Source organism: Marinobacter sp. (assembly GCF_041984545.1).
In the GTDB taxonomy this organism is placed as follows: Bacteria; Pseudomonadota; Gammaproteobacteria; order Pseudomonadales; family Oleiphilaceae; genus Marinobacter.
Genome location: NZ_JBHIXV010000009.1, coordinates 113479 through 125368, shown reverse-complemented (window position 1 = coordinate 125368; position 11890 = coordinate 113479). Strand labels below are relative to the sequence as shown.

Here is an 11890-nt window from a genome sequence, read left to right as displayed (position 1 = left end):
TTCTGATTGCGGGATTGGAGGGCTATTTGGAGTGTTTATGAAAGATCCGGGTTAGGTCGGAGTCCCGATGCTTTACTGCGCGAGGGAGATTTCGCCGGGCTCAATGTTTAGTTCTGACAGTTTCTCGACCAGGCCCTCGATATTGGCTTTGCCGGACCCTTCGTTGGCCAGCCTAAGACGCTTGATGGCCGCAAAGGCATCACTGATAGTGGCGGTATAGGGGGCGGCAATCGTCTCATTGAGAATGACTGCGTCATTGTTTTCGCGGTCGGTCAAGATGTACCGGACGCGAGTGGTTACTTCGAAGTCCAGCCCGAACATGGGTTGGTCAACCTCCAGCAGGAGTGCTTCGAGCTGATAGCGGCCAGAGCCGGAGAGCAGCCCCTGCTTCTGCAGGGTTTGTTTGAGGGCGCCTGCAAAAGCGTCGTTGTCGATCTCGGAGGTCCAGGCGGGATTTGTTTTCTCGCCACCCGATACGTTGGTAACGTCGACATTGCTCTGCAGCGCTGTGTCGTAGGCCTTCACTGGCCCCTCGTACACCATGTTGCCCATTTTGGCGCCGGAGGCGCAGCCGGTGAGATATAGCAATACGGCAAGTGCCGCGAGAATCCTTGCGTTTCGCACAGTAGGTTCCCTCTTACTTTTATGATTTTATGAAGTATTACTACCTCCGAGCCAATGCCGGAGGCAGCGCGCAATGTTAGCTGAGCGTTTATGAGCATGCTATGGACTAGAGGGTGGATGAGGTAAAATTTCGTCAAATCACGCCGTCGCTCACATCAGCATGCTTTTCCAGACATTCCGTTTGCTGCGAGTGATGCCTATGCTGATCGCACGTTTCTTTTCCGGGAGGTGTTCTATGAGTCTAGCTGTCGCACTGCACGTACTATCCGCCGTGGTCTGGGTTGGCGGAATGTTTTTCGCGTACATGGCCATGCGCCCGGCGGTGGTTGAGGTGATTGTTGCTTCCCAGCGGGGTTCGCTCTGGTGTGCCACCCTGTCCCGGTTTTTCCGGTGGGTGTGGGCCGCCGTTATTCTGTTGCTGGTAACCGGTTACTGGATGGTGTTCAGCGTATTCGGCGGTATGGCCGGCGCGGGCTGGCATATTCACGCGATGCAGGGCCTGGGCATTGTGATGATGCTGCTGTTCTTTCACGTGTATTTTGCCCCGTTCCGCCGCCTGAAGCAGGCGGTTGCCAATCAGGATCCGCAGGAAGGCGGGCGCCAGGTGGGGAAGATTCGCAAGCTGGTGGGCACCAATCTGATTCTCGGGCTGATCGTGGTCGTAATCGGTGCCGGGGGGAAGTATCTCTAGGCTAAAGTGACTTTCCATCGAACTTAGCACCTTCGTTAAGCAGGGCGAGATTCCGATTGTCAGACTGGCAGGGTTCGCCTGATTTTATATACTGGAATCATCAGATGGTTTTGAAGGCGGGCAGCCATGACTGGAAATGGATACATCGCCCCGGATATACCGAAAGATGAAGACAAACGCCTCGAGGAATTGCATGACCTCGAGCTTCTGGATACGGCCTCGGAGTTACGGTTCGACCGGTACACAAGCCTGGTGGCCGATGTGTTCGGATTCCCCATCGTATTGATTACGCTCGTGGACCGCGATCGGCAATGGTTCAAATCCAGACTCGGCTGGAATCTGAACCAGTGTTCCCGGGACATTTCCTTCTGCGGCCATGCCATTCTCGAGAACTCCTTGATGGTGGTCCCCAACGCTCTGGATGACCCGCGCTTTGCAAAGAATCCGCTGGTCACCGAAGATCCGAAGGTTCGTTTTTACGCGGGTGCTGTCGTGCGGGGGCCTTCCGGCTACCCTCTGGGCACCCTCTGCGTTCTGGATTACCACCCGAGGTATTTTGACGAGGAACACCGTTCCCTGCTTCGTCGATTCGCCGATCTCATTGAGAACGAAATCGCCCATGACGCGGATTTGCTGGCTTTGAAAAGGGATTTGCAGGCTCGGATGCTGGCGCGCCCGAATCTGTAGTAACCCCTTAATACCCGCCCATCTCCGACCACTGCTACTGTTTCCTGACCCGGCAAAACAAACACAAGGGGACAGCCATGAGCGGGAAGAAGATTCTGATGATCACCGGTGATTTCACCGAAGACTACGAAACCATGGTGCCATTCCAGGCCCTGCAGGCGGTGGGCCATACGGTGCATGCCGTGTGCCCGGACAAGAAAGCGGGCGATACGGTGGCCACGGCCATTCACGATTTCGAGGGCGACCAGACCTACACCGAAAAACCTGGCCATCGCTTTGCCCTGAACGCGGATTTCGAGGGCCTGGACCCGGCCAGGTACGATGCCCTGGTGGTGCCTGGCGGTCGAGCGCCGGAATACCTGCGCCTCAACAAGGATGTGCAAAAGCTGGTTCGCCATTTCTTCGAGACCAACAAGCCGGTGGCGGCCATCTGCCATGGCGCCCAGTTGCTGGCAGCAGCCGGTGTGCTGGAGGGTCGCAAGTGTTCTGCCTATCCGGCCTGCCAGCCGGAGGTGGAACTGGCCGGCGGCACCTTCGCCAGTATTGAAGTTGATCAGGCGGTCACCGATGCTAATCTGGTAACAGCGCCCGCGTGGCCCGCCCATCCGGCCTGGCTGGCGCAGTTCTTCAAGTTACTGGATTAGTAACACCAGCGGGGGCCTATCTGTTGGCCCCTCAGCGCCCTGATAACCCGCGGGGAGGCCGCTATGTGCAAGCTCTTTATCAACGCCGATCCGGAGCTCTGGGTCAGTCGCACCCACTCCCTGCGTATTGATGGCATGGTCACCAGTGTCCGCATGGAGAACGCCTTCTGGCAGGTGCTCGCCGAACTCGCCGAGCGTGACGGCATGAATCTGCCACAGATGATCACCCGGCTGTACCACGAGTCGATCGATGCCGGGCACGATCTTGGCAACTTCACCTCGTTCCTGAGGGTCTGCGCACTACGCTATCTGGAGCTGCAACTGAGTGGCGATGTGCCCAGGGATACCCGCGTGCCGATTGCTTCTTTGGATGCGGATCGCATTCTGGCTGGCAAATCGGAAAAGGCGCCTGTGGCAAACGTGGTGAGCAAAGCGAAGCACTAGCTGCCTCAAGCCCCGGCAAGCGCCTTCACACACCGGCGGAATAGCTCCGCCGAGAAAAACCGGTGCTCGCCCGGTTGATCAGCCACGAACAGCTGACCACCGGAGCTGTAGATGCCGCCTTCAATCATCAGGTTATCGCGCATTTCGAAGTCTTCAATGGCGTGGCCCAAACTGTCCTCAGGGGTGTTGCCTGCCCGTTCCCTGTAATACCTGCTGTCCAGCGTAAACCCGAAAGCACGCTTGCCTTGGCCGATGATGTAGCCAACTTCAAAAACCGTGCCCGGGTCTGCGCTGATGCCCCGGAACGGGGTAAGGTTGGCGATGATGGCGTCACAGCTGTCCATCAGATCGCGGTTGGCCCGGTAAATGCGGTGGCCGCGTCTGAATTTCGCTTCGTTGTCTGAGAACGCCAGTTCGGTGTCCAAAGGGTCTACGCCTTCCAGGCCATATTCTTGCAGCAGGCGCTTCTTCTCGGCCACGATCGCCTTATGTTCATCCGGCGGGAAGAAGACCTCCGGGCCCGCAAGATAGATCCGTTCTGGTTTTGCCATAGCGCCCTCTCAGAGCTGATAAAACCGCCGGATAGCCTCCAGCAACCGGTCGACATCCTGCCGGTTTACATCCCGGTGCGTCACAAACCGAATAGGATCTCCGGCGGTAATCAGGATGCCCTCGTCTTTGAGGTAATCGCGCAGGGCCGGGGCTTTTTCCAACCGGCAGCGAGTATAGACGATGTTGGTCTGGGTACTGGCGGGGTTGATCTCCAGCTGAGGAATGTCGGCCAGACCGGCGCTGAGGTGTTCGGCGTTCTCGTGATCTTCAGCCAGCCGCTGTGGGCCTTTTTCCAGGGCGATTCGCCCGGCAGCGGCCAGTATGCCTGCCTGTCGCATGCCGCCACCCAGCATTTTCCGCAGCCGCGTTGCCCGCTCGATAAACGCTTTGGAACCAAGTAGCAGAGACCCGACCGGCGCGCCCAAGCCTTTCGATAGGCAAACACTGACCGAATCATAGTATCGGGTGATCTCGGTAACGTCGCAGTTGGATTTCACAGCGGCATTGAACACCCGGGCGCCATCGAGGTGCAGCAGCAGTCCGTTCTCGTTGCAAAAGGCGCGGGCCTGGCGCTGGTAGTCCAGGGACAACACCTTCCCTCCGATGGTGTTTTCCAGGGAAACCATCCGGGTGGGCGCAAAATGGAAATCATCGGGCTTGATGGCGGCTTTGGCTTTCACCAGGCTGATGCTGCCGTCCGGCTCGTTCTCGATAGGCTGCGGTTGAACGCTGCCAAGCACAGCGGCGCCGCCGCCTTCGTATCGGTAGTTGTGTGCCGACTGGCCACAAAGGTATTCATCGCCGCGGCCACAGTGGCTCATGATCGCCAGCAGGTTGGCCTGGGTGCCGGTGGCAGTAAACAGTGCGGATTCGAATCCCAGCCGTTCGGCCGCGTACGCCTGCAGGCTATTTATCGTGGGGTCATCCCCGTAGACGTCGTCTCCCACCTCGGCGCTGGCCATGGCCTCGCGCATTTCAAGGGTGGGACGGGTGACCGTGTCGCTGCGAAAATCGATCATTTCTCTCACAATCCCGAAGAACATCGGGTTCCAGCTTATCGGGAAACCCGGGCGGATTCACTTTCTTGTGATTTTTCCTTGATTGACTCTTTACCGGCTTGTGACCGTTCTGTGAGACCACCCGGCTACTCTGCATTCTGACACCACCGGCCCCCGAATGCGGGCTGCGCGGCGTTGAACAGAGACTGTTTCCCATAAGGAGAATGCACAATGAAAACTCTGACAGCCACACTGACCGCCCTTGCCACCAGCCTGCTCCTGATGGCATCGGCCCAGGCTCAGGACATGAGCTCGGACAACATGGGTTCGGACAAGATGGGGGCCGATAAGACAATGATGCAGGAAGATATGAAAAATGACGACATGCACAAAGACAGCAAAACGGCCGGCTCCATGCATGACGACATGAAATCTGACGCGATGATGGACGATGAAATGAAGAAGGAGGGCATGGAAAAGGACATGATGGACGAAGGCGCCATGAAGAAAGACGGCATGTCCGGCGGGAAGAACGATTCCATGTGATGGCCGGCGGGGCAGGGCATCGCCCCGCCTCGGTTCAAATCTGCGGCGCCCGCTTTCCTCCGCAGACGGTTTGAGGGAGTTGGCTTTGAGCGTAACGGGGCTTATCCTCGTCGCAACATTTTTATCAAGAGCGCTCCTGAGCTTCCCGGATGAATGCCACTTTTCAACTGCGCCCTTACCAACTGCGCCCTTACCAACAGGAAGCCGTTGACGCCACGCTGAACCATTTCCGCCACTCTGATGAATCGGCGGTGATCGTATTGCCCACCGGCGCCGGAAAGAGCCTGGTGATTGCCGAGCTGGCCCGCCTCGCCCGTCGCAAGATTCTGGTGCTCACCCACGTGAAGGAGCTGGTGGAGCAGAACCACGCCAAATACGAGAGCTACGGCCTTCGAGGCGGCATTTTCTCCGCCGGGCTCAAACGCAAGGAAAGCTACCATCAAGTGACCTTCGCCGGCGTTCAGTCGGTCTCGGCCAACCTGGATGAATTCCGGGATGAGTATTCCCTGGTGATCATCGATGAGTGCCACCGGGTGAGCGGTGAGGACACCAGCCAGTACCACCGGATCATAGAATTGCTGCGCCAGCAGAACGAGTCCCTCAAGGTGCTTGGGCTGACCGCCACGCCCTATCGCCTCGCCATGGGCTGGATCTATCGCTACCACTACCGGGGTTTTGTTCGCGGCACCGAAGAGCAGACCAAGCCCTTCCAGCACTGCATTTACGAACTGCCACTGAGCTACATGATCAACCGCGGGTATCTCACCAAGCCTGAGCTGGTCAACGCGGCGGTCGCCCAGTACGACTTCTCCACGCTCGTCCCGGACCGCTTTGGTGAATACACCGAGAAGGACGTGAACCAGTTGCTCAGCAAACACAAACGGGTGACTCGCGCCATCATCGAGCAGGTAAGGGAGCTGGCGGCCGAGCGCGAGGGCGTGATGATTTTCGCGGCCACGGTGGAGCACGCCCGGGAGATCACCGGGTACCTGCCGGAATCGGAAACCGCCCTGATCACCGGCACCACCGATCTCAAGGACCGGGATGCGCTGATCCAGCGCTTCAAGCAGCGGCAGCTGAAATTCCTGGTGAATGTGTCCGTGCTCACCACGGGCTTCGATGCACCCCATGTGGACTTCATTGCTATTCTGAGACCCACGCAGTCGGTCAGTCTGTACCAGCAGATTGTCGGGCGAGGGCTGAGGCTGAGCGAGGGCAAACGCGATTGTCTGGTGATTGATTACGCCGGCAACCACATGAACCTGCACCATCCAGAGGTAGGCGAGCCGAAACCCAACCCCGACAGCGAGCCGGTGCAAGTGTTCTGCCCGGACTGTGGGTTTGCCAACATCTTCTGGGGCAAAACTGACGGCGACGGCCAGGTGATTGAGCATTACGGGCGCCGATGCCAGGGCTTGCTGGAGCCGGCGGAGAGTAGCGAAAGTGCCGAAAGTGGCGGGCAGGGCAGTCGCCCAAAGCAGTGCGACTTTCGGTTCCGCTTCAAGGAGTGCCCGCACTGTGGCGGCGAAAACGATATTGCCGCCCGTAACTGCGGCCACTGCCAGCAAGCCATCCTGGATCCGGACGACCAGCTGAGGGATGCCCTGAAGCTCAAGGACGCCATGGTGATCCGCTGTGGAGGCGTGTCGGTAGTTGCCGAAGGCCGCAGGTTGAACCTGATCTATCACGGTGAGGATGGCGAAGAGCTCAGCGAGTGGTTTGATCTGGGCAAGGCCGGGCAGCGGGCGGTGTTCAATCGGCTTTTCGGTCGCCGGTTTGCCAACAGCCAGGCCCCGAGAACCTTCAACACGGTAGAGGACGTGCTGGCGGTTCAGGCCGGGTTGCCGGCGCCGGATTTCGTGATTGCCCGAAAGCACAGACACTACTGGCAGGTGCAGGAACGAATCTTTGATTACCAGGGGCCGTATCGGAAAGCAAACGAGATGTAAGGACCGGCGCCAGATATAATGGCGGGAATTCAAATCTCAGCAGGTAATTCTATGCCCATCGAAAAGAACCAGGTCGTCCTGTTCCACTACAGCGTTCGCGATGAACAGGGCAACGTTGTTGAAGACTCCCACGGCGGTCACCCCAACGCCTATTTGCATGGCCACGGAGGCATTATCAAAGGGCTTGAAGAAGCCCTCGAGGGCCGCGAGGTGGGCGACACCTTCAGCGTGACCGTCACCCCGGAAAAGGCCTACGGTCCGCGCAAGGAGAACGCGATTCAGCGCGTGCCCATCAAGCACCTGACGGGCGCCCGGCGCTGGAAGCCGGGCATGATCGCCCAGGTGCAAACCGAACAGGGCCGCCGCCACGTAGTGGTTGCCAAGGTTGGCCACAAGTTTGCCGATGTCGACACCAACCATCCGATGGCTGGCCGAACGCTCACCTTCGATCTCGAGATCATTGAAGTGCGCGCGGCGGATGCCGAAGAGCTCGCACACGGCCACGCCCACGGGCCGGGCGGGCATCACTGAGGGTAAGTTGCGTTACCGGTTGGCCCGGCCCACTGAACATCGGGATACTCCGGCTGACTCAACGCTTCGATCATGTCATCGGGGTAGGTGCCACGGTAGTACCTGGCAAGCGTGCCATCCAGTTTCATCTGGTCCAGGGTGTTCTGCCAGAGAGCGACCGTTGAATCCGGAACGTCCAGTGACAGCGCGATGTAGAGGTATTTCGTGGAGGTAGCGTAGGCCAGTCTTACTTCGTTCTCGGAATAGGGCGTTTCGGCAAACAGTGGTCCGCGGGCGATGTCGCTGGTCATCCAGGCATCTACCCGGCCATGCATGAGCATATCGAGACACTGGGCGGAGTGAGTCGGTTGTTCCAGATTGGTGAAACCCATCGCGCTGAGGGCCTGGGCGCCGGAGCTGCCGCGGTATACGCATATGGCATCCAGGTTGCGAGCTTCCTCAAGGTTTGTGATGGAAACATCATCCTCGCTGCGGACAAAAAGGCCACCTGCGATGCGTTTGATGGGGCCTACCCATTTGAATTGATGTTCCCGCAGTTCCGTGCGAGTGGTTTCAAATAATGCGACTTTGGGCCCCCGGCGAGCCGTCATGTAACCTCGCGCCCAGGGAACCAGGGAGATCTTCCCGGAGTGCCCAACCCGTTGCAGCAATTCCCGCACGAGTTCAGCGGTTGGTCCGGTCACGCGGCCCTGGTCATCAAGATATTCCCCGGGAGGCGAGTGCTCGGTGAGCACGGTGATCGATTCACCTCGCGCCGGAGCGCTGGAGAATAGATTGAGGAACAGCACGCCAGCCAGAAACATTCCACCAAAACGGTCAATCCAGAGCATTCACCTATCCTGTATCCGGGGCATCCGGCCAACTCTCAAACCGGTCTGGGCTATAGTGGTTCAAGAATATCCGGCCTGACAAAGTATTTCTGTAACAAAACGAAAGCCCGGGCTTCTGAACAAGGCGGCCACTCTTCTGCCCAACGGGGTTGAAATCGGGCAATTGCCCTCGCATGTCAGTGAGGTAAACCACTCATCACTCCGCACCCATTCGGGCGGTTTTCAGAACGACGAGAGGTACCATGGAAAAGCGATCATTTGCCACCACCGACATTCAGGTAACCCCGGTAGGCCTCGGCACCTGGGCCATTGGCGGCTGGATGTGGGGCGGAACCGACGAAGCCCAGTCCATCGATACAATTCATCGCGCCATCGACAAGGGCATCGGCCTGATCGACACCGCGCCGGTCTACGGTTTCGGTCGTTCCGAGGAAATCGTAGGCAAGGCCCTGGCCGGCGGTCTTCGCGATCAGGTGGTTCTGGCCACCAAAGTGGCACTGAACTGGGATGACGAGCACAAAAAGGTCTGGAGGGACGCCACTGCGGCCCGCATTGAGCGCGAGGTGGAAGACTCCCTGAAACGCCTCCAGACCGACCATATCGACATCTACCAGGTGCACTGGCCGGATTCCAAGACGCCCATGGAAGAGACTGCCCGGGCCCTTGAGAAGCTGTACAAGGCGGGGAAGATCCGTGCCATTGGCGTAAGCAATTTCACGCCCGAGCAGATGGACGAGTTGCAGAAGACTGTTCCGCTGCACAGCCTGCAGCCACCCTATAACCTCTTCGAGCGTGAGATCGAGCAGGACATCCTGCCCTACTGCCGCGAGCATGGCATTGCCACCATCACCTACGGCGGCCTCTGCCGCGGTTTGCTGACCGGCAAGATGCGCGAAGACACCCAGTTCACCGGAGACGACCTGCGCAAGCACGATCCCAAGTTCAAGGGCGATCGCTACCAGCAATATCTGAAGGCCGTAGCCGAGCTGGATACCTTTGCCAGGGAACGTTACCAGAAGAACGTTCTGGCGCTGGCCCTGCGCTGGCTGGTGGATCAGCCCGGCGTGACCACGGCGCTCTGGGGCGCGAGAAAGCCGGAACAGCTCGACCCGGTGAGTGAGATCGAAGGCTGGTCGCTGGATCAAGAGGCGATGGCGGCCATTGATGACATTCTGGCCCGGTGTATCAAAGACCCGGTGGGTCCCGAATTCATGGCGCCGCCGACCCGGTAAAGCACCGACTGCCGTTTGCCAGCAACTCTGGCCCCTGCTCCGGCTCGCCCGCGGGTGAGTTCGGGCAGGGGCTTTTTAGTAGGCATGTCCTGATTTGTTATGAAAGGCCAAACCGAAAGTACTGGCGACCGAGGCGTTGAATTACGGGGAATCATCAACAGGTATGTCTGTAGGCGTTTTTTACAAACGTCCCAAGTCACCGGGAAACGACAAGGAGAATCCGCGATGATTACACGCATTCTCGCAAGTTCCTTTGCCTTGATGATGGTTTTCTCGATGCCGGCGATGGCTGCTAACGCAGCAGCCCAGGCGCCGGACGGTTCCTGGATTACGCTCAGCGGTGAGGTTGCAGAGGCCGAAGCGCCGGACAGCTTCGTGCTGGATTATGGTGGTGGCACTGTTCGCGTTGAGCTCGACAACTGGAGCCCAACCCAGTACCCACCGGACCTCCGGCAAGGCGATAAGGTGAAAGTACGTGGGCGCGTTGACAACGACACCTACGACAGCGCAAAAATCGAGGCCAAAAGCGTCTATGTTGAAAACCTCGGCATTGAGTTTTATGGCAGCTCGGGTGATGAAGAGGCCATGACGAGTGTGGACCTGTCGCCCCACGATCCGATCAAAACCGGGGAGTTCTCAATCAGTGGCCACGTTGAGAGCATTGATGGCCCGGTATTCACAATCGATACCGGCGAACGTGAGCTGACCGTTGATACCTCCACGCTCGAGTTTGATCCGCTGGATCGGCCCGGGCTGAGAAACCTGACTCTCAAGACCGGTGACTATGTCACCGTGACCGGCAAGGCTCGCAGCAGCCTGTTCGAGCTTCGCAAGATCGTGGCCGATTCCATCATCATCCGCGCCACCTCTCCCTTGGGTGAAGACCGCATCGGCGGCGATTCGCCCATCGACCCCGGCGCGCCGGTCACACTGCCCAAACCGGTCCTTTAAAAAGGATGGGCCTGAGGCCAGTGAGAACTGGCCTCAATCCTCCATTTCCGTATACCTTCTGTTCTCATCACTCTACGCTGACCCGCCCAAAGACCAGTGAAGAAGAACGTCCGCATCCAGACTATGATGCAGAGACTGGAGCCTTTCAGGTTTGACTGCAGGCCTGGTAGCGTAATCAAAAAAACGATAGCAGGAGCGTGCAGTGATCAGTGGGTCAGGGAAGTTCGTGTACACGGCCGTTGGTTTTGGACTGCTCATGGTCCTTGCCGGGCCCGGTTCCGCCAAGATCTACAAGTGGGTGGACGAGAACGGTCAGGTTCATTTCAGCGACCGGCAGGACCATCGCGTTGAGCAGGAGGAAGTGCGCGTAACGCCAGTGGCATCCGACTGGTCGCGTTTCGAAATTGATATCAGAACCGTCGATGTGGAGCTGAGCGACGAGGAGCTGGGCCAGATCGAGGGCGGCGTCAACAACGTCTACGAGTTTTTTGATCGGGTACTGTCCTTCGACATGATCCGGACGGTACCCGTCAACATCCTGATCCTGAAGGACAGCAGGGCCTACCGGAACTACCTTATCAGCAGGAACCAGGGCATGGCAGTGGCTTCCTATGGCCTGTACATACCCTCTGAACACCAGATCGTCGTCTATGTGCACGAGGACCGAAGCCGCACCTTCCGTACGATCAAGCACGAGGTAAGCCATGCGATAATCGATTCCCTCGTCCCGTACGCACCCTCATGGCTCAATGAGGGATTGGCCGAGCAGATGGAAACCATAGAGCGTGATGCTTCGGGGCTGTATTTTGAGCGCCACGAAGAGAACCGCTGGGTGGTAGCGAAGGCCAGGGATCTTGGTGTGTTAACGGAAATCGACGAGTTCCTGAAGTTGCCAAGCGAGCAGTGGCGCCACGCCGATTTTTCAGGGCGCAGCAGCCTGCGTGCCCAGTCAGGCCAGTTTGTGTATTTCCTGCTCTCCAAACCCACCCGTCGCAATTTCGTGGTGCGACTGATGCACAACTTCAACCGGGGTGATCGAACCCTGTCTTATTACCTGGTGGACGACAATTACCTGGGCGGTGTCACGATGCTGGGCCTGGACTGGCGGCGCTGGCTGCATGATCAGGGCGAGGGGATTGTTCGTTTGTAGCGTGGCTGTAAAAATCAGGAAGAAGGAGTTAGGAGCGCCTTTTTGTGATCCTTTCCCCTGA

The 11890-nt window shown here is 58.3% G+C and carries 14 protein-coding genes; 10 read left to right on the top strand and 4 right to left on the bottom strand.

The features are described 5' to 3' along the window. Positions 1-72: 72 nt before the first annotated feature. On the bottom strand, positions 73-624 hold the full coding sequence (locus ACFC20_RS06640; RefSeq protein WP_375192319.1) for a hypothetical protein: 552 nt from the start codon (positions 622-624) through the stop codon (positions 73-75). Positions 625-859: 235 nt separating this feature from the next. Between ACFC20_RS06640 and ACFC20_RS06635 the strand changes: the two genes are divergently transcribed. The 4 genes from ACFC20_RS06635 (at position 860) to ACFC20_RS06620 (ending at position 3090) form a co-directional block, all read left to right on the top strand. Then, entirely contained in the window at positions 860-1315 is a 456-nt protein-coding gene (locus tag ACFC20_RS06635) for a CopD family protein (protein ID WP_375192318.1), read from the top strand. 126 nt (positions 1316-1441) lie between these two features. After that, complete coding sequence (locus ACFC20_RS06630; protein ID WP_375192317.1) at positions 1442-2002, top strand: GAF domain-containing protein; 561 nt, start codon at positions 1442-1444, stop codon at positions 2000-2002. 77 nt (positions 2003-2079) lie between these two features. Then, positions 2080-2646: a DJ-1/PfpI family protein gene (locus tag ACFC20_RS06625; RefSeq protein ID WP_375192316.1), complete on the top strand. Its 567-nt coding sequence runs from the start codon at positions 2080-2082 to the stop codon at positions 2644-2646. Between the two features lie 63 nt (positions 2647-2709). Continuing rightward, on the top strand, positions 2710-3090 hold the full coding sequence (locus tag ACFC20_RS06620) for a ribbon-helix-helix domain-containing protein (protein ID WP_375192315.1): 381 nt from the start codon (positions 2710-2712) through the stop codon (positions 3088-3090). 5 nt (positions 3091-3095) lie between these two features. On the opposite strand, the gene ACFC20_RS06615 is transcribed toward ACFC20_RS06620, so the two are convergent. After that, entirely contained in the window at positions 3096-3641 is a 546-nt protein-coding gene (locus tag ACFC20_RS06615; protein WP_375192314.1) for a nucleoside 2-deoxyribosyltransferase, read from the bottom strand. A gap of 9 nt (positions 3642-3650) precedes the next feature. Then, positions 3651-4661, bottom strand: a complete 1011-nt coding sequence (gene ltaE, locus ACFC20_RS06610; protein ID WP_375192313.1) for a low-specificity L-threonine aldolase — start codon at positions 4659-4661, stop codon at positions 3651-3653. 210 nt (positions 4662-4871) lie between these two features. Between ltaE and ACFC20_RS06605 the strand changes: the two genes are divergently transcribed. From ACFC20_RS06605 to ACFC20_RS06595, 3 genes are all read left to right on the top strand, one after another. Continuing rightward, a complete protein-coding gene (locus ACFC20_RS06605) occupies positions 4872-5186 on the top strand; it encodes a hypothetical protein (RefSeq protein WP_375192312.1) in 315 nt (104 codons plus the stop codon). Positions 5187-5335: 149 nt separating this feature from the next. Next, positions 5336-7135, top strand: coding sequence for a DEAD/DEAH box helicase family protein (locus ACFC20_RS06600; RefSeq protein WP_375192311.1), 1800 nt, complete (start codon positions 5336-5338; stop codon positions 7133-7135). Positions 7136-7186: 51 nt separating this feature from the next. Further along, complete coding sequence (locus ACFC20_RS06595; protein ID WP_375192310.1) at positions 7187-7666, top strand: peptidylprolyl isomerase; 480 nt, start codon at positions 7187-7189, stop codon at positions 7664-7666. Here ACFC20_RS06595 and ACFC20_RS06590 read toward each other — a convergent pair. Next, positions 7660-8496: a substrate-binding periplasmic protein gene (locus tag ACFC20_RS06590; protein ID WP_375192309.1), complete on the bottom strand. Its 837-nt coding sequence runs from the start codon at positions 8494-8496 to the stop codon at positions 7660-7662. The two genes, ACFC20_RS06595 and ACFC20_RS06590, sit on opposite strands and share 7 nt — an antisense overlap. A 242-nt stretch (positions 8497-8738) precedes the next feature. Here ACFC20_RS06590 and ACFC20_RS06585 point away from each other — a divergent pair, with 242 nt between their 5' ends. From ACFC20_RS06585 to ACFC20_RS06575, 3 genes are all read left to right on the top strand, one after another. Beyond that, positions 8739-9728 carry an aldo/keto reductase gene (locus tag ACFC20_RS06585; protein ID WP_375192308.1) on the top strand — a complete coding sequence of 330 codons (990 nt, stop codon included), beginning with the start codon at positions 8739-8741 and terminating at the stop codon, positions 9726-9728. 225 nt (positions 9729-9953) lie between these two features. Then, on the top strand, positions 9954-10679 hold the full coding sequence (locus ACFC20_RS06580) for a NirD/YgiW/YdeI family stress tolerance protein (RefSeq protein ID WP_375192307.1): 726 nt from the start codon (positions 9954-9956) through the stop codon (positions 10677-10679). 202 nt (positions 10680-10881) lie between these two features. Further along, entirely contained in the window at positions 10882-11829 is a 948-nt protein-coding gene (locus ACFC20_RS06575; protein ID WP_375192306.1) for a DUF4124 domain-containing protein, read from the top strand. The last annotated feature ends 61 nt before the right edge of the window (positions 11830-11890 follow it).

Excerpts from the sequence above, each read along its gene's own strand:
- ACFC20_RS06625 (WP_375192316.1), top strand. The coding sequence starts at position 2,080 with ATGAGCGGGAAGAAGATTCTGATGATCACCGGTGATTTCACCGAAGAC.
- ACFC20_RS06605 (WP_375192312.1), top strand. The coding sequence starts at position 4,872 with ATGAAAACTCTGACAGCCACACTGACCGCCCTTGCCACCAGCCTGCTC.
- ACFC20_RS06630 (WP_375192317.1), top strand. The coding sequence starts at position 1,442 with ATGACTGGAAATGGATACATCGCCCCGGATATACCGAAAGATGAAGAC.
- ACFC20_RS06585 (WP_375192308.1), top strand. The coding sequence starts at position 8,739 with ATGGAAAAGCGATCATTTGCCACCACCGACATTCAGGTAACCCCGGTA.
- ACFC20_RS06620 (WP_375192315.1), top strand. The coding sequence starts at position 2,710 with ATGTGCAAGCTCTTTATCAACGCCGATCCGGAGCTCTGGGTCAGTCGC.
- ACFC20_RS06600 (WP_375192311.1), top strand. The coding sequence starts at position 5,336 with ATGAATGCCACTTTTCAACTGCGCCCTTACCAACTGCGCCCTTACCAA.
- ACFC20_RS06615 (WP_375192314.1), bottom strand. The coding sequence starts at position 3,641 with ATGGCAAAACCAGAACGGATCTATCTTGCGGGCCCGGAGGTCTTCTTC.
- ACFC20_RS06635 (WP_375192318.1), top strand. The coding sequence starts at position 860 with ATGAGTCTAGCTGTCGCACTGCACGTACTATCCGCCGTGGTCTGGGTT.
- ACFC20_RS06595 (WP_375192310.1), top strand. The coding sequence starts at position 7,187 with ATGCCCATCGAAAAGAACCAGGTCGTCCTGTTCCACTACAGCGTTCGC.
- ACFC20_RS06580 (WP_375192307.1), top strand. The coding sequence starts at position 9,954 with ATGATTACACGCATTCTCGCAAGTTCCTTTGCCTTGATGATGGTTTTC.
- ltaE (WP_375192313.1), bottom strand. The coding sequence starts at position 4,661 with ATGATCGATTTTCGCAGCGACACGGTCACCCGTCCCACCCTTGAAATG.
- ACFC20_RS06590 (WP_375192309.1), bottom strand. The coding sequence starts at position 8,496 with ATGCTCTGGATTGACCGTTTTGGTGGAATGTTTCTGGCTGGCGTGCTG.